Here is a 16,451-nt window from a genome sequence, read left to right as displayed (position 1 = left end):
AGCGGACGGCCTAAGGCAGGTGCGCGAAGGACATCCCTGCCGAGAGCAGCCTGTCCAAGGCCTGCTTGACGCCTTCTGCCGTTCCCCCATTGGGGTGGTTGCCGTGGCAGATGACCACGTCCCCCGCCCGCGCCCTTCCCACCTCCCTGGCAACGACTGCGGAGGGAAAGGTCGCGCCGCCGTCGCCATTGATGCTGAAGCCCACCGGCTTCACGCCCAACGCACCCAGGATGTCTGTGGCGACGTCGTCCAGGTAGGCGGTGCCAGGGCGGAAGTACTTGGGACGCTTGCCGGTGATGTTTGCCAGGGCCTCATCGTTTGGCATGACCTCGTCGTAAACCTCCCCCGCGTTCCTGGTGCCCGGGATGCCGTAGGCCGTGTTGCCGGTGGTGGACAGCGGCTTGTGGGACGTTCCGTGGTTGGCGATCTCGAAGAGCGGGTCTGCTGCCAGCTGCCGGGTGGTGGCGGGGTTGGCCGCGATCCACCGCGAGTTCAGGAAGAGCGTGGCTGGGACGTGGCGCTGGCGCAGGGTGTCAAGAAGGGCCTGGTCGCAGCCGCTGCCGCCGGGGCCGCCGCAGAAGTCCAAGGTCAGTGCGATGCCCTGCCCGGGAGGCATCCGGGTCAGGACGCCGGGAGCCTCCAGGCCCCAGTACCGGGCCTGGTGGTTACCGTAGGTATCGACAACCTGGGCGCGTGACAACACGGGAGCGGCCATCGGGGTGGGCGCCGGTTCGTCACCGTCCGGACCGGAGTGCAGGGCCGTCGGGCTGACGTCCCCTGCGCCGTCGTCGGGCGCGGGCAGGTCGGAGGAGGTTGCCTTCTGCTTCTGGTCGGGCTGCAGGCTGGGCACCGCGGCGGACATTGTCAGTACCGCCGCCAGTAAAACGGCCCTGCGGCCGGGACCTTTTCCGTCCTGGCTCAGGTGCCGCGGGACATGTGGTTCCACCTCTAGTTCCTGTTCCCTGGCTGTCCTGCGGGCCTGGTCCGGTCCCGCCGGCCCGGACATGCGGACGTGGCAGGTGCGGTGTGACTGCAGCCTGCGGGGATGGCAGCGTCGAAGGCCGTGGCGCGCGCAACAGCAGCCTGGGAGCGGGGGGTCATACCGGGAGGATACCTTGCCTGGCTTGCTGTTTCCTGAACTCCGCACGGCGTCGGAGCGGCGGCTGGCCGAAATGGCGCTTAACCAGCGAAAAACCCCGGAAACCCCTAAAAGAAGGGGCTGTCCGGGGTTTATCCCGAGCTTCCTATCAGAATCGAACTGATGACCTTTTCATTACGAGTGAAACGCTCTACCGACTGAGCTAAGGAAGCACCGCATGAAAATCCCCGGCGGAACCGGGCGCTTCATGCAAGAGTCAACTGTAATAGAGTCCCCTCGCCCCGGTCAAAATGGGGCGGACGGAAGCTGCGGGAGCAGTCAGCAGACCGTGTTGTCGGCCGGCAGCTTGCCGCCCACCAGGTAATTGTCCACCGAGTCCTCAAGGCAGCTGTTGGCCCGGCCGTAGGCGGTGTGCCCTTCACCGCGCCAGGTCAGCAGTGAGGCGTTCCCCAACTGCTTGCGCAATGACGCGGCCCAGCCGACGGGGGTGGCGGGATCGCCGGTGGTTCCGATGACCACGATGGGGGAGTCGCCGCTGTATTCCACCGGCGCAGGCGTACGGACGTTCTTGTAGGGCCAGTCGGCGCAGGTAGTGCCGCCGTAGGCAAAGAAGTAGCCCATGGTGGGGGAGTCCTGTTCGAGCCGCTTCTCCTCCGCCCGCATGCCCGCGGCATCCGAAACCACGGGGTAGTCGAGGCAGTTGATTGCGTTGAAGGCGAAGGTGGAATTGGACGTGTACGAACCGTCGGAGGCACGGTCGGCGCCGAGGTCGGCAAGCCTGAGCATGAGGCTTACATCGCCGGACATGGCCGCCTCAAGGGCTTGGGTGAGTGCGGGCCAGCTTTGGTCGTTGTACAGCGGGGTGATCAGGCCGCTGACGAATGTGGTTGCATTGACCAGCCGCCCGTCCTTCGCCGTTCGTGGCGTCTCCTGGATGGAGTTGATGAGGTCCCGGATCTGCTTCACGCCGGAGTCGGCGTCGCCGCTGAGCGGGCACTTCCCTTGCTTCTGGCAGCTCGCAACGTAGGTGTGCAGCGCCTTTTCGAAAGCCTTGGCCTGGCCGCTGGTGAGCTCTTCGTTGCTGATGGAGGGGTCAAGGGCTCCATCAAGGACCATGCGGCCCACGTTGTCCGGGAACAGGGAGGCGTAGGTGGATCCCAGGAACGTGCCGTAGGAGTACCCCAGGTAGTTCAGCTTGGTGTCGTTTACGACGGCCCGCAGGACGTCCATGTCCTTCGCGGCGCTGACGGTGTCGATATGGGCCATGACGGGGCCCGTTTGCGCCGCACATTGCGAGGCGATTGCCTTGTTGTCCGCAAGGGCCGCCTGGAGCCCGGAATCGGTCTCAAGGGCGTAGGTCTTGGCCCGGTAGGCGTCGCGTTCGGCGTCCGACATGCAGGTGACCGGGGCCGAGCGCTTCACGCCGCGCGGATCGAAGCCGACAAGGTCGTAGGCGTTTCGGACTGCGGCCGAAAAATGCGTTCCGGCGGCGTCCTTGACGAAGTCGTAGCCGGACGCGCCCGGGCCGCCCGGGTTGACCAGCAGGCTGCCGGTCTTCTTGCCCGTGCTCGGCGCCCGCAAAGCGGCCAACTGGATGGTCTCGCCGCCAGGATTGGCGTAATCCACGGGCACGGCCACTTTGGCGCACTGGAACTCCCCTTCGCACGGTTGCCAAACGACTTCCTGCGAGTAGAACTTCTCCAGCCCGGCCGGAGCGGACGCCACGATGGACGGATCAGCCTTGGCGGTGGCCGCCTCCTGCGGGTTCCGGTCGCCGCCGTTGAGGAGGCTGCACGAGGCCAGGACCATGGCCAGGACCATGGCACCCGCAGCGCGGACGGCGACCGCCAGGGACCTGTGGCGTGCGGGCAGGGAGCGGGCAGTCATCGGGTCTCCTTGGAAGGCTGGATCAGGCTGGCCGCCATGGACTCTATGGTCAGCAGCGGGGCCACATTGGTAGTGGTGATGCGTTCGCGGGCTTTGTTGATGGCGTCCATGCGGGCCAGCGTGGCTTCCGGGGTGGTGTGGGCTGCGAACTCCTCCAGCTCACCCCTCAGCTCAACGTTGACCAGTTCCACGGCGTTCCCCAGCTGGATGACCAGCACATCCCGGTAAAAGGACAGCAGGTCGGTGAGCGTACGGTCCAGGGAGTCGGTGATGGACCTCTTGGCGCGGCGTTTCTGGTCGTCTTCGAGCTGCTTCACCTGGCTGCGCATTGCTGGCGGCAGGGTGCCGGACTCCGGTGCTCCAAGCGTAGCAAGGAGGCTGGCCTTCTCCGCGGCGTCGCGCTCCTCATTGGAGCTGTTTGCCTCTGCCGTGGCGATCTTGACCAGTTTGTCCGCCATCATGACGGCGGCCGTTACGCCGCGCAGTCCCAGTGGAAAACGGACGGTTTCCAGGCGGCGTTCCCTTGCGGCAGGATCCCTGGCCAGCCGGCGGGCAATCCCCACGTGGCTTTGCGCCGTGCGGGCTGCCTGTTCCGCGAGGGCCGGGTCTACGCCGTCCCGCCGGACCAGCAGCGCTGCCACGTCCGAGGCCGGCGGCAAGCGGAGGGCCACGCTGCGGCAGCGGGAGCGGATGGTGACCAGGACGTCGGCAGGCGACGGCGCACACAGCATCCACACGGTGCGCGGCGTCGGCTCCTCGATGGCCTTGAGCAGCACATTGGTGGTCCGTTCGGCCATCCGGTCGGCATCCTCCACGACGATGATCCGCCAGCGGCCCGACGACGGCCGGTTGCCCGCCGTCGCTACGAGCTCACGGGCCTCGTCTATGGTGATGGTGACTTTTTCAGTGCGCACAAAAGTCACATCGGAATGGGTTTCGCCCAAAATCGTGTGGCATGCCTGGCACTGTCCGCACCCTCGAAGGCCCACGTCTTCCTGGTCGCAGTTCAACGCGGCAGCGAACGCCTTGGCGGCGTTGGAACGGCCGGACCCCGGCGGCCCGGTGAACAGCCAGGCGTGGGTCAGGCCTTCGCCGCCCGCGGCCTGGCGCAGTTGTTCGACGACGGCGGGCTGGCCCTGGAGGTCATCCCAAACGGTCACGAGCCACCACCGCCGGAGGGTGTTCCCGGCGCCGGCACCGGCACCGCCTCCTCCGCCGCCGGCCCCTGCACTGCATCCAGCAGGGTGTCCACCCGGGCGAGGATCCGCCCGGCCAACTCGTCAACGGGGAGGCGGGCCGGGAGGACCAGGTAGGACCCGGGCCGGACGGCTGCCAGATCGAGGAATGCGTCCCGGATGCGGGTGTGGAACTCGTCGGCTTCGGATTCCAGCCGGTCCTCGGTTGCCTGGCCCGCGGTCCGCCGGCGGCGCCCCAGGTCCGGGTCGACGTCCAGCAGGACAGTCAGGTGCGGCTGGAGGCCAGAGGTGGCCCACTCGTTAAGGGTACGCACGGCGTCCTGGCCCAGGTTTCGGCCTGCCCCCTGGTAGGCCACGGAAGAGTCGATGTAGCGGTCGGTCAGCACCATCTCGCCGCGCGCAAGGGCAGGGCGGATCACCTGGGTGGCGTGCGCGGCACGGGAAGCCGCAAAGATCAGGGCCTCTGTATGGGCGTCGATCTCGCCGTTTCCGTGGTCCAGCACCAGTGACCGGAGCTTTTCGCCGACCGGGGTGCCCCCGGGTTCGCGGGTACGGAGCACGGTATAACCGCGGGCTTCCAGTGCCTCCGCCAGCCGGGCCGCCTGGGTGGACTTGCCGGCACCATCGCCACCTTCGAATGCGATGAATACGCCGGCCCTCTGTTTGTTCACTACTCAAGCCTACCGAGGCGTGGCGACAATCCCGGCTTCCGGAGACCTCCTGTGCAGGAGCAGTGGACGGACCGGCGTCCACAAAACGACACTGCTTTCCGGCCCGATTGGCTGGAACAGTACCCTTTGACCATGAGTCTTTCCGAGCACCAGGCCGCGTCCCTTACACCCGAGACCGTGGTGGTGGCGGCCGGACGTCCGCCGAGGGAAAGGGACCAGCCGGTCAACCCTCCTATCACCCTTTCGTCCACCTACTTTGGGACCGGTCCGCTCGGTGATGGCGACCGGGGCTACGGCCGGTACTCCAACCCCACTTGGGACCCCTTCGAGGAGGCACTCGGCCAGCTTGAGGGAGCGGCGCTTCCCGGACTGCTTTACGCATCCGGACTTGCCGCGGTCAGCTCTGCGCTGTCCCTGATTCCGGCCGGCGGGGTGCTGGTCATGCCCAACCACAGCTACTCGGGCTCGCTGGTGATGGCCTCCGAACTCGCCCAAAAGGGCTTCATTGAACTCCGGACCGTGGACATTGCCGATACCGGCGCGGTCCAGGACGCCCTTGCGCCCCAAGGTCCGGCTGCCAAAGCCGCTTCCATGCTGTGGCTGGAGAGCCCCACCAACCCCATGCTCGGCATCGCGGACATGGCCGCCGTCGCTGAAGCCGCCCACGCCGCCGGGGCGATCGTGGTCACCGATAACACCTTCTCTACGCCCCTGGTGCAACAGCCACTGCTGCTCGGATCCGACGTCGTCCTCCATTCGGTGACCAAATACCTCGCCGGACACTCCGACGTCGTCCTTGGCGCGCTGGTCACGTCCAACCCGGACATCCGCGCTGAACTGCTGCACCACCGCATCATCCACGGCGGCATCGCCGGACCCTTCGAGGCGTGGCTCGCACTCCGCGGCCTGCGGACGCTCGCGCTGCGCGTGCAGCGGTCGCAGGAATCAGCCATGGTCCTCGCGGGCCGCCTCGCAGGGCACCCCGCCGTCGAGTCCATCCGGTTCCCCGGGCTCGACACCGATCCGGGGCACATCCGCGCGAAGGCGCAAATGAAGGGGTTTGGGTCCATTATCTGCATCCAGGTGGCCCCCGCGGCGGGCCTCAGCGGCGCCGACGCCGCGGACAAACTCGTGCGGGCCCTTGGCCTCTGGCTGCCCGCCACGTCCCTGGGCGGCGTCGAGTCCCTCATTGAACGCCGGCGCCGGCACTCGGCTGAACCCGCCAGCGTCCCGGAGAACCTGGTGCGGCTGAGCGTCGGGGTGGAGGGCGTCGAGGACCTCTGGGCCGACCTGAAGCAGGCGCTGGACACGCTGGGCGGCTAGGCTGGGTCTGTGGACGGTCGACTAATCATCAGTTACGTAGAGCAGGCAGTGTTCTTCATCCTGGGCCTGGTGGCTTTGGGTCTTGAGCTGTGGGCGTTCGTGGACTGTGCCCGGCACCGGCCCAACGCCTTCGAAGCCACTGGAAAACGGACCAAGACCTTTTGGCTGGCCTTGACCGGCGGCTCGGCCCTGATCGGCGTGATTTCGTTGTTCGGTTCCGGCGGGGGCCTCTTCAGCACGCTGGGCCTGTTCGGCCTGGCCGCGGTGGTCGCCGCCTCCGTCTACCTCGCGGATGTCCGCCCGGCCGTGAAGGACGCCGGCCGCGGCGGCAGCCGCAACATGGGCCCCTACGGCCCGTGGTGACCAGGCGCCACAGCGTCCCAGTCCACCGTTAGTTCCCCCAGGCGCCACCTGCCGGGACCGTCCTGGACCGGCCACCCGGCGTCGCGCAAACCTCGGCACATGCCCACCCAGCGCTGCCTGTTGCCAAATGAAGCAAGCGGCGCACTTCCAAACCATGCCTTGTCCATGGCCTGCATGAAGGCGTGAACACGTTCACCGGGGACATTACGGTGGATCAGCGCCTTGGGCAGCCGCTCACTCACGTCCGAGGGCAGCCCGAAACTGCCGAAACGTACCGAAATGCCAAGGGACAGGGGGCGCTCCCGGTCCAGCGCCACCCACGTGACGCGACGTCCGATCTCGTCGCACGTGCCGTCCACGAACAAGCCGCCGGGGGACAACCGGTCCTGCACCAGCCGCCAAATGCCCGGTACATCTGCCTCCTCGTATTGCCGCAGGACATTGAAGGCGCGGACCAGCACGGGGCGCCCCGGGACGGGCAGTTCGAACCCGCCCACCTGGAATGTCAGGCCGGGACGCTGCAGCGGAAGCGCCGCCCGGACGCGGTCGGGCTCAATTTCGATCCCGCAGACCCGCACGTCCGGCCTGATAACGGCGAGCCGTTCGTAAAGTTCGACGGCGGTGGCCGGCGTTGCGCCATACCCCAGGTCGACCACCAGCGGGTCCGCCGCGGACCGGAGGCGCCAGGCCTGCGGTCCCGTCAGCCACCGGTCAACCCGGCGCATCCGGTTCGGGTTGGTGGTGCCGCGGGTCACGTTGCCCACGGGGCGGCCCTTCGCGGCCGCGGACGTCCGTCCGGAAAGTTGCGGGGCGTCCACCCGCTCAGCCTTTTGAACCACCGCCCAACCCTATCGCCCGGCGCCGGTGTCCCGCCCATCCCGGCCCCGCGGGATCCTTGTAACGCTGGGCGGGGGGCAACACCGCTCAGCTAGGATGAAAATCATGACTTACAAGCTGATCCTGCTGCGCCACGGCCACAGCGAATGGAACGCCAAGAACCTGTTCACCGGCTGGGTGGACGTTGACCTGAACGACCAGGGCCGCGCGGAAGCAGCTCGCGGCGGCGAACTGCTGGTGGAAAACAACATCCTCCCGGATGTGCTCTACACCTCCCTGCTGAAGCGGGCCATCAACACCGCAAACATCGCCCTGGACAAGGCCGACCGCGGCTGGATTCCGGTCAAGCGCGACTGGCGGCTGAACGAACGCCACTACGGTGCGCTGCAGGGCAAGGACAAGGCCCAGACCCTCGCCGAGTTCGGCGAAGAGCAGTTCATGGAGTGGCGCCGCTCCTACGACACCCCGCCGCCGCCCCTGGACGACAACAGCGAATTCAGCCAGGCCCACGACCCCCGCTACGCGGACCTTGGCGACGCCCTGCCGCGCACCGAGTGCCTGAAGGACGTCCTGGTACGTCTCCTGCCCTACTGGGAATCGGACATCAAGGAAGACCTCAAGGCCGGCAAGACCGTCCTGGTCACGGCCCACGGCAACTCGCTCCGCGCGCTGGTCAAGCACCTGGACGGCATCAGCGATGAAGCCATCGCCGGCCTGAACATCCCGACGGGCATCCCGCTGGTCTACGAACTGGATGAGAACTTCCAGCCGATCAAGCCCGGCGGCACCTACCTTGACCCCGAGGCGGCCGAGCAGGCCATCCTGGCAGTAGCCAACCAGGGCAAGAAATAGGGCATTAGCCGCGAACGACGGCGGGCCGGCCACCTGGGTGGCCAGCCCGCCGTCGTTATCAGCAGTGTTTAGCTGTGCTCGGTGGCGTTCGGCTGCCACGCTCCGGTCACGAGGTAGGTGACCTTCTGGGCCACGGAAACGCCGTGGTCCGCGAAGCGTTCGAAGTAGCGGCTGGCGAGCGCAACGTCCACCGTGGTGGCGGGGGACTCGGTCCACTCGGGAGCAGCGATGGCCTTGAAGACGCTCAGGTGAAGGTCGTTGATGGCAGTGTTCGCCTTGAGGATGTCCCTGGCCACCTCGAGGTCGCGGCTCTCCAGCAGGACCGTCAGCTTGTCGGCGATTTCCTGGTCCAGTTCGGCCATCCGGTTGAAGGTCTCCGTCATGGACGCGGGAATCACGGTGGAGGGGTACCGGAGGCGGGCCAGCTGGGCGATATGCCGTGCCAGGTCACCCATCCGCTCCAGGGATGCGCTCATCCGGAGGGACCCTACGATCATGCGCAGGTCGCTGGCGACGGGACCCTGCAGCGCCAGGATGTCGATCGCGCGCTCATCCAGGCTGTTCTGGAGGAAGTCAATGCGTGCGTCCGCAGCGATGACGTCCTGGGCGAGGTCCACGTCCGCTACCTGGAATGAGGTAGTGGCCTTTTCGATCGCTTCGCTGACCAGGCGGGAGATCTCCACCAGCTGGTCACCAACCTGGGTGAGTTCTTCCTGAAAAACCTTACGCACGTGGGCGTCCTTTCCTTGGAACTCCCGCCGGCCGCTGCAGGGCAGCAGGAATCGTATCGCCGTTGGGCGCTCTGACCTCTAACTTTGTCATCGCCCGGTAAACGATTATGCCCACACAGGTGAACGTTAGTTGAACCTACGCCGTAACTGGCCGGAGTCGGCAGGAGGCGACAGGCAAGAGCATAAAGTGGACCTGTGGATCCTATGCTCATTGGTCTGGTTGCCGGCCTTATCGGCCTGGCGCTTGGCACGTTCGGCGTGCTTGCCTACCGGGTCAGCGAGAAACAGCGTGAACTGCTGGATGTCGATGCCGGGGAGCTCGCCTTGCCGGCCGGCGCCGCGGAGGTGCTCGCCGTCGTCGGCCGCGCTTTTGTAGTGCTCGACGACGTCGACGGCGTGGTCCGTGCCAGCCCCGCAGCCTACGCGTACGGCCTGGTCCGCGGGCACACCGTAGTGCACAAGGAACTCCTGGACATGACTGCAGGGGTCCGGCGGGACGGCGTCATCCTGGAAAAGCAGCTCGAGCTTCCGCGCGGGCCGCTGGGGCAGGGAACCATTATCGTCCAGGTGCGGGCGGCCATGTTGGGTGAGGAATACATCCTGCTCCTTGCCGATGACCGGACTGAAATCACGCGGACCGAAGAGATCCGCAATGACTTCGTTGCCAACGTCTCGCACGAACTGAAAACCCCCGTGGGCGCCATCTCCCTGCTGGCTGAGGCGCTGGAGTCCTCCGCCGATGACGAAGAAGCCGTGCGCCGCTTCGCCAAGCGCATGCACAAGGAGTCAGCCCGCCTGGCCGCGCTGGTCCAGGACATCATTGAACTTTCCCGCCTCCAGGGTGCCAGCGTGACACAGCAGGGCGGTCCCGTCGACATCAACGCGGTGATCGCGGAGGCCGTGGACCGCTCGCAGCTTCCCGCCGAAAGCAAGAACATCAGCATCGTGGTCGGCGGCCGGACGGAGGGGAAGGTGTTCGGGGACCAGGACCTTTTGGTCACGGCGCTGCGGAACCTCATCGACAATGCCATCCGCTATTCCCCGCCCAACACCCGTGTTGGCATCGGCGTTCGCTCCAGGGACGGCCTGGTGTCCATTTCCGTCACCGACCAGGGGGACGGGTTGTCGCCGGAGGACCAGGAGCGCGTCTTCGAGCGCTTCTACCGGGTTGACGCCGCCCGCTCCCGCCAGACGGGCGGTACCGGGCTTGGCCTGAGCATCGTCAAGCACGTGGCGTCGAACCACGGCGGCGAAGTGACGCTGTGGTCCCAGCCAGGCCAGGGGTCGACCTTCACCCTTCGGCTGCCCGAGATGGAAGGGCAGGACGGCGACGCCGGGCCGTCCAGTTCCGTCCGGCCGGCACTGCCGCCCGCCCAGGGGACGCCCGGGGCCACTCTTACCCAAGTACCACGCGCCGCCGGCGCAACAGAACGAGGAGCTAGCGCTTGAGCAGGATTTTGATTGTTGAGGACGAGGAATCGTTCAGCGATCCCTTGTCCTATTTGCTGGGCAAAGAGGGATTCGAGGTTGAGGTGGTGGACAACGGGCTGGACGCCATCACCGAATTCGACCGCAACGGCGCCGACCTGGTGCTGCTGGACCTGCAGCTCCCCGGGCTTTCCGGTACGGAGGTATGCCGCCAGCTCCGGCAGCGCTCCACCGTTCCCGTGATCATGCTGACCGCCAAGGACTCGGAAATCGACAAAGTGGTTGGCCTGGAGCTTGGCGCGGACGACTACGTCACCAAGCCCTACTCATCCCGGGAGCTGGTGGCCCGTGTCCGGGCCGTCCTGCGTCGCCAGGGCGAGCCGGAAGAACTGATCTCCGCCACGGTCCAGGCCGGGCCTGTCCGGATGGACATCGAACGGCACGTGGTAAGCGTGGACGGCGAACAGGTCCTGCTTCCGTTGAAGGAGTTCGAACTGCTTGAGATGCTCCTCCGCAACTCCGGCCGGGTGCTCACCCGCGGCCAGCTGATCGACCGGGTGTGGGGCTCCGACTACGTTGGCGACACCAAGACCCTGGACGTCCACGTGAAGCGCCTCCGTGGAAAGATCGAACCGGATCCTTCTGCCCCGCGCTATCTGGTGACCGTGCGCGGCCTCGGGTACAAGTTCGAGCCGTAGGCCCGAAGACACCGCAAAAAAGGGAGGAGCCCCTTGGGGCTCCTCCCTTTTTGTGTTTGTTTGTTCGAGCGTTCGCCTTAGCGGCTGGTGGCAGTCGCCGTTGCCGAGGTGCTGGAGGTCGCGGAGGCGGAGGAAGTTGCGCCCGCGCTGGCCGACGAAGAGGACGACGGCGTGGACGTCGCCGACGGGCTGGGGGTGGGGACGTAGTCCTTGTACTCCTGCAGGGTGGCGTCCAGGACCGGAACCTTGACCGTGCTGTTGACGTTGGTGCCGTTCTCGCTGATCTTGACGTCCACCAGGGAACCCGGCTTGCCGCCGGTGGTGCTGAGGATGGCCTCATCCGACTTTTCGTTCAGCAGGGTGTAGGAGTTGGCCTTCACCGGAACCTCGGTCTGTGAGCCCTTTGCGCCGTTGACGGTGAGCTTCACATCCTTGGAGGAGGAGTTGTAAACGGCACCGATCAGGCGGCCGGGCTCGTCCTCGCCGGTGGAAACAATAAGGATGTTCCGCAGCTGCAGCGGACCGAGGTCCGCGCGGATGCCGTCCGAGGCGGAGTACTGATGGCTGGTCTGCTGGGGCGTGATGTAACCGCAGCCCGCGGTCAGCAGGCTGGCGCCAAGGGCAGCAGCCGTCAGTGCCAGTTTGCCGCGCTGGGCCCGGTTCATCGCAGTGGAACGCACGTCACGTACTCCTCGAGAAATTTGAAGTCTTTTTCAGCCATAGCCTATCCGCAAAGATGGGCAAACGAGGATTCGGCGGTGTCACATCCCCCGCGTGAGCGCTCACCGCATGCACTAATCTGCGCATCCGTCAAGGGGGTGAAGGGGTTCGATTGGGCCGTTTTCCCGCGTATTTTAGCGGTTGGGAGCCCTTTCTCCGGCCGGTCATATGCCTGAATCGTGATAAACTGGTCTGCGGGAAAGGGGAAATGTCCACATGGTATTTGAGGTCGGCGAGACAGTAGTTTACCCTCACCACGGTGCTGCGAAGATTGAAGAAATCAAGATGCGCACCATCAAGGGCGAAGAGAAGATGTATCTCAAGCTCAAGGTGGCTCAGGGTGATCTGACCATTGAAGTTCCAGCAGAGAACGTTGACCTTGTTGGGGTCCGGGACGTAGTGGGCAAGGAAGGCCTGGAGCACGTGTTCGATGTGCTCCGTGCCGAGTTCACGGAGGAACCCACCAACTGGTCACGCAGGTACAAGGCAAATCTGGAGAAGCTTGCTTCCGGTGACGTCATCAAGGTGGCAGAGGTTGTTCGCGACCTGTGGCGCCGGGATCACGACCGGGGCCTTTCCGCAGGCGAGAAGCGAATGCTGGCCAAGGCCCGCCAGATTCTGATTTCAGAATTGGCGCTGGCTGAGAAGACCGACGAGGAGAAGGCGGCAAGCGTTCTCGACGAGGTCCTGGCTTCCTAAAGAATTTAGCCCCGGCTGCACGCACGTGCCGCCGGGGCTTTTTTGGGCCCACCCCGCGGTGTCCCAAGCATCCAAGCCATGGTGCGGCGTCGTAGGCTAGTCCGCATGAGTGAATCACCCACGCGCCTGGTCACAGCAGTCATCGTGGTTGCCGCAGGTTCCGGGCAACGCCTTGGCTACGGCATGCCCAAGGCGGCAGTGCCGCTCGGCGGAGAGCCGATCCTGATGCATGCCCTGCGGGGCATTGTTGCTTCGGGCGTGGCCAGCCAGGTGTGCGTGGCATTGCCTCCCGGCGACGAAGGCCTGCGCCGGCTGTGCGACGACTTCCGGGAGGAACTTGCCGACGGCGGCCCCCTCCTGACGGTCGTTGACGGCGGATCCACCAGGGCTGAGTCCGTCCGCGCCGGAATTGCAGCGCTGATGGAAGGCATCGAGGCCGTCCTCGTCCACGACGCCGCCCGTGCCCTCACACCCGAATCCGTTTTCCACCGCGTCTGCGATTCCCTGGTCGCCGGCGCCGCGGCAGTTATTCCCGTCGTCCCGGTCGTGGACACGGTCAAGACAGTGGCGGCGACCACCGGCGGCGACGCCGCGGTTGCCCCCGAAGTTGTCACCGGAACTGCCCGCCGCGAAGAACTGCGGGCGGTGCAGACCCCGCAAGGCTTCACCCTCGGCACGCTGCTGCGGGCGCACGAAGCCGCCCAGGCCCTGGACCAGCAGCAGGCAGCGGCCGTCACCGACGACGCCATGCTCGTGGAAATGCTGGGCACTGCGGTGCACGCCGTCCGCGGGTCGACGCAATCCCTGAAAATCACCACACCCCTTGACCTCATCTTCGCCGAAGGCCTCCTCGAGGGTCCGCTCGGTGCCCGGTGGGTGGAGGGATGAGCCCGGACACCGTCCTGCCCCGCACCGGTGTGGGTATCGACGTCCACGCGTATGCCCCCGAGGATTCTCCGCGCCCGCTGTGGCTCGGTGGCCTGCTCTGGCCCGGCGAACGCGGCCTCGCCGGGCATTCTGACGGCGACGCCGTGGCCCACGCAGCAGCGGACGCCCTGTTTTCGGCTGCCGGCATCGGCGACCTTGGTACCCACTTCGGCACGGACCGCCCGGAATTCGCCGGTGCGTCCGGTGCCACGCTCCTCGCCGAGGCCGCACGGATCGTCCGGGCTGCCGGATTCGAGATCGGCAACGTCGCCGTGCAGTTCGTAGCCAACCGGCCCAAATTCGGCCCGCGGCGGGAAGAGTCGCAAAGAGTCCTGAGCGAGGCGGCAGGCGCCCATGTAGGCGTCACGGCAACCACCAGTGACGGCCTGGGATTCACCGGGCGCGGCGAGGGCGTCTCCGCAGTAGCCACCGCCCTGGTGTACCCGCAGCCCGCTGCGCCCATCAGCTAGTCTGGAGCGGTGACCCTGCGCTTCTATGACACCGCCTCCGCCGACGTCCGGAATTTCGTCCCCCTCGTCGAGGGCAAGGTCAGCCTCTACTACTGCGGTGCGACTGTCCAGGGGATGCCGCACGTGGGCCACATCCGTTCCGCCATCGCTTTCGACCAGCTCACCCGCTGGCTGCAGTACCGGGGGCTGCGCGTCACGGTTGTCCGCAACGTGACGGACATCGACGACAAGATCCTCGCCAAGTCCGAGGCCTCCTTTGACCCGGACTTCAGCCCCGAGCCGGGCGAGGTGGCCCGTGAGGAATGGTGGGCCCTGGCCTACCGCTACGAGCAGGAATTCCTGAAGGCCTACGACGCTCTGGGAGTCTCCCGCCCCACGTACGAGCCCCGCGCCACCGGACATATTCCCGAAATGCATGCCCTCATCCAGCAGCTCATCGACCGCGGCCACGCCTACCCCGCGTTGGACGACTCGGGCGACGTGTACTTCGATGTCCGCTCCTGGGACAAGTACGGCGCCCTGACCCGGCAGAACATCGACGACATGCAGGCAGCGCCCGACGCCGATCCCCGCGGCAAGAAGGACCCGCGCGACTTTGCGCTGTGGAAGGGTTCCAAAGAAGGGGAGCCCGCTACCGCCAGCTGGTCCTCGCCCTGGGGTGCCGGACGGCCGGGCTGGCACCTCGAGTGCTCCGCCATGGTGACCAAGTACCTCGGTGCCGCCTTCGACATCCACGGCGGGGGACTGGACCTCCGTTTCCCGCACCACGAAAACGAAATGGCGCAGTCGCAGGCAGCCGGACACCCGTTCGCCAACTTCTGGATGCACAACGGCATGGTGACGTACCAGGGCGAAAAGATGTCCAAGTCCATCGGCAACACCATCAGCCCGGCCGAAATGCTCGAACTCGCCCCACCGCGGGTGGTGCGCTACTACCTTGGCCAGGCGCACTACCGGTCCATCCTCGACTACCGTCCCACGTCCCTCCAGGAGGCAGCGGCCGCCGTCGAACGCATCGACGGATTCCTGGCCAAGGCTGCGGCCCGTTTCGGCGGGAATGCGGGCCCTATCGACGACGGCAGCCACGGCTCCTCATCGGCGAATGTCCAGGCATTCCAGGAGGCCATGGATGATGACCTCAACGTCCCGCGCGCCTTGGCCGCACTGCACGAGACGGTCAGGGCGGGCAACACTGCACTCGCCGACGGGGATGATGACGGCGCCCGGAGCGCCATGCATGCCGTCGTCTTGATGACCGATGTCCTGGGGCTCAACGCCGTCGCAGGCTCTGAAAAAGCCAGCACGCGTGAGGCCGAAGCGCTCGACGTCCTGGTCGAGGCCCAGCTCTCGGCCCGGGCGGCTGCCCGCGCCGACAAGGACTGGGCGAAGTCCGACGCCATCCGGGACACCCTCAACCAGGCAGGCGTCCTGGTGGAGGACGGCCCGGACGGTGCCACCTGGAGCCTCAAGCGGGACTGAACAGGGGCGCTGTCCCCGATTTTTTTCGGGTCAGTAGACTGGTATGCAGATTCAGTCAGCACAATCAAGGGTGGGACATCATGGCCAACAATGGTCGCCGATCGGTTAAAGCGAAGAAGGGCCCCACCGTCGGAACCGGTGGCCATGGCCGCAAGGCCCTCGAGGGCAAGGGCCCCACGCCCAAGGCCGAGGACCGCGTGTACCACAAAGCGCACAAGGCCCGGCAGCTTGCCGAACGGTCTGCAGCGAAGCGGGGGACCGGTGCCCGCAGCGCCGGTGCTGCCAAGTCCGGCCCCAAGGGACGTGCCACCGAGGAAGTGGTTACCGGACGCAACTCCGTAGTCGAGGCGCTCCGTGCCGGAATTCCGGCGAAGGCCCTCCACGTTGCCATCCGCATCGAGATGGACGACCGGGTCAAGGAGTCCCTGAAGCTCGCAGCCGAACGCGGCATCCCGCTGCTGGAAACCGGCAAACCTGAACTGGACCGGATGACGGACGACGCCGTCCACCAGGGCCTGGTCCTGCAGATCCCGCCCTACGAGTACCTGGACGCCTACGAGCTCGCCGAGGAAACCGTGGACAAGTGGAAGAAGGGGCACATCTCCAACGCGCCGCTCTTCGTTGCCCTTGACGGCATTACCGACCCCCGGAACCTGGGTGCGATCATCCGCTCCGTCTCCGCCTTCAGCGGCCATGGCGTCGTGGTGCCCGAGCGCCGCTCCGTGGGCGTGACCGCCTCGGCATGGAAGACCAGTGCCGGTGCCGCCGTCCGCGTGCCCGTGGCCCGCGCCTCCAACCTGAACAACGCGCTGAAGCAGTTCAAGAACATGGGCATCTATGTCCTGGGGCTCGACGGCGACGGCGACGTTTCGCTGCCTGACCTCACGCTGGCGACCGAACCCGTGTGCATCGTGGTGGGCTCCGAAGGAAAGGGTTTGAGCCGGCTGGTCCGGGAAAACTGCGACCAGATCGTCTCCATTCCCATCGATTCCGCCATGGAGTCCCTGAACGCCTCAATGGCCGTGGGCATCTCGCTGTACGAGGTCTCCCGCCAGCGCTCCGCAGGATAGC

General features: G+C 66.3%; 17 protein-coding genes and 1 tRNA gene. 10 read left to right on the top strand and 8 right to left on the bottom strand.

Going from position 1 to position 16,451, the window contains the following annotated elements; genetic code table 11:
- Positions 1-10: 10 nt before the first annotated feature.
- The 5 genes from PV772_RS09060 to tmk all read right to left on the bottom strand — a co-directional run bounded on the left by PV772_RS09060 (position 11) and on the right by tmk (position 4,853).
- Complete coding sequence (locus tag PV772_RS09060) at positions 11-946, bottom strand: polysaccharide deacetylase family protein (protein WP_347885920.1); 936 nt, start codon at positions 944-946, stop codon at positions 11-13.
- A gap of 292 nt (positions 947-1,238) precedes the next feature.
- Positions 1,239-1,311 (bottom strand) — tRNA-Thr (locus tag PV772_RS09055).
- 106 nt (positions 1,312-1,417) lie between these two features.
- Positions 1,418-2,986 (bottom strand): alpha/beta hydrolase, encoded by a 1,569-nt coding sequence (locus PV772_RS09050; RefSeq protein WP_347885919.1) that lies wholly within the window; start codon positions 2,984-2,986, stop codon positions 1,418-1,420.
- Positions 2,983-4,146 (bottom strand): DNA polymerase III subunit delta', encoded by a 1,164-nt coding sequence (locus PV772_RS09045; protein ID WP_141158098.1) that lies wholly within the window; start codon positions 4,144-4,146, stop codon positions 2,983-2,985. The genes PV772_RS09050 and PV772_RS09045 overlap by 4 nt, the downstream gene beginning before the upstream one ends.
- Positions 4,143-4,853: a dTMP kinase gene (gene tmk, locus PV772_RS09040; RefSeq protein ID WP_246839771.1), complete on the bottom strand. Its 711-nt coding sequence runs from the start codon at positions 4,851-4,853 to the stop codon at positions 4,143-4,145. Before tmk ends, PV772_RS09045 begins: the two co-directional genes overlap by 4 nt.
- Positions 4,854-4,985: 132 nt before the next feature.
- On the opposite strand from tmk, the gene PV772_RS09035 reads away from it, so the two are divergent.
- Positions 4,986-6,176, top strand: coding sequence for a PLP-dependent transferase (locus PV772_RS09035; protein ID WP_141180780.1), 1,191 nt, complete (start codon positions 4,986-4,988; stop codon positions 6,174-6,176).
- 9 nt (positions 6,177-6,185) lie between these two features.
- Positions 6,186-6,539, top strand: coding sequence for a DUF2516 family protein (locus tag PV772_RS09030; protein WP_141158096.1), 354 nt, complete (start codon positions 6,186-6,188; stop codon positions 6,537-6,539).
- Here PV772_RS09030 and PV772_RS09025 read toward each other — a convergent pair.
- Entirely contained in the window at positions 6,524-7,378 is an 855-nt protein-coding gene (locus tag PV772_RS09025) for a class I SAM-dependent methyltransferase (protein WP_347885918.1), read from the bottom strand. The two genes, PV772_RS09030 and PV772_RS09025, sit on opposite strands and share 16 nt — an antisense overlap.
- 103 nt (positions 7,379-7,481) lie before the next feature.
- On the opposite strand from PV772_RS09025, the gene PV772_RS09020 reads away from it, so the two are divergent.
- Positions 7,482-8,228, top strand: coding sequence for a phosphoglyceromutase (locus tag PV772_RS09020; protein WP_141158094.1), 747 nt, complete (start codon positions 7,482-7,484; stop codon positions 8,226-8,228).
- Between the two features lie 68 nt (positions 8,229-8,296).
- Here PV772_RS09020 and phoU read toward each other — a convergent pair whose 3' ends face one another.
- Entirely contained in the window at positions 8,297-8,959 is a 663-nt protein-coding gene (phoU, locus tag PV772_RS09015; RefSeq protein WP_307361850.1) for a phosphate signaling complex protein PhoU, read from the bottom strand.
- Positions 8,960-9,163: 204 nt separating this feature from the next.
- Here phoU and PV772_RS09010 point away from each other — a divergent pair, with 204 nt between their 5' ends.
- Together PV772_RS09010 and PV772_RS09005 are read left to right on the top strand one after the other, a co-directional pair.
- The gene (locus PV772_RS09010) at positions 9,164-10,408 is read left to right on the top strand and encodes an ATP-binding protein (RefSeq protein ID WP_141183266.1); all 1,245 of its coding nucleotides are present in this window, start codon (positions 9,164-9,166) and stop codon (positions 10,406-10,408) included.
- Positions 10,405-11,085 carry a response regulator transcription factor gene (locus PV772_RS09005; protein WP_141180782.1) on the top strand — a complete coding sequence of 227 codons (681 nt, stop codon included), beginning with the start codon at positions 10,405-10,407 and terminating at the stop codon, positions 11,083-11,085. Before PV772_RS09010 ends, PV772_RS09005 begins: the two co-directional genes overlap by 4 nt.
- Before the next feature lie 77 nt (positions 11,086-11,162).
- Here the strand turns inward: PV772_RS09005 and PV772_RS09000 are convergent, their stop codons facing one another.
- A complete protein-coding gene (locus PV772_RS09000; protein ID WP_307361876.1) occupies positions 11,163-11,750 on the bottom strand; it encodes a hypothetical protein in 588 nt (195 codons plus the stop codon).
- A 271-nt stretch (positions 11,751-12,021) separates the two neighbouring features.
- Between PV772_RS09000 and PV772_RS08995 the strand changes: the two genes are divergently transcribed.
- The 5 genes from PV772_RS08995 (at position 12,022) to rlmB (ending at position 16,450) form a co-directional block, all read left to right on the top strand.
- Positions 12,022-12,504 carry a CarD family transcriptional regulator gene (locus tag PV772_RS08995; protein WP_011690592.1) on the top strand — a complete coding sequence of 161 codons (483 nt, stop codon included), beginning with the start codon at positions 12,022-12,024 and terminating at the stop codon, positions 12,502-12,504.
- Between the two features lie 105 nt (positions 12,505-12,609).
- A complete protein-coding gene (gene ispD, locus PV772_RS08990) occupies positions 12,610-13,392 on the top strand; it encodes a 2-C-methyl-D-erythritol 4-phosphate cytidylyltransferase (RefSeq protein WP_347885917.1) in 783 nt (260 codons plus the stop codon).
- Entirely contained in the window at positions 13,389-13,901 is a 513-nt protein-coding gene (ispF, locus tag PV772_RS08985; RefSeq protein WP_141158090.1) for a 2-C-methyl-D-erythritol 2,4-cyclodiphosphate synthase, read from the top strand. The genes ispD and ispF overlap by 4 nt, the downstream gene beginning before the upstream one ends.
- A 9-nt stretch (positions 13,902-13,910) precedes the next feature.
- Positions 13,911-15,380: a cysteine--tRNA ligase gene (gene cysS, locus PV772_RS08980; protein WP_307361856.1), complete on the top strand. Its 1,470-nt coding sequence runs from the start codon at positions 13,911-13,913 to the stop codon at positions 15,378-15,380.
- 80 nt (positions 15,381-15,460) lie between these two features.
- On the top strand, positions 15,461-16,450 hold the full coding sequence (gene rlmB / locus PV772_RS08975; RefSeq protein ID WP_141158088.1) for a 23S rRNA (guanosine(2251)-2'-O)-methyltransferase RlmB: 990 nt from the start codon (positions 15,461-15,463) through the stop codon (positions 16,448-16,450).
- The last annotated feature ends 1 nt before the right edge of the window (position 16,451 follow it).

Source organism: Pseudarthrobacter sp. CC12 (assembly GCF_039907755.1).
Classification (GTDB): domain Bacteria; phylum Actinomycetota; class Actinomycetes; order Actinomycetales; family Micrococcaceae; genus Arthrobacter; species Arthrobacter niigatensis.
Note: the sequence above shows the minus strand (reverse complement) of the source record. Positions and strands in the feature narration are given on the sequence as shown.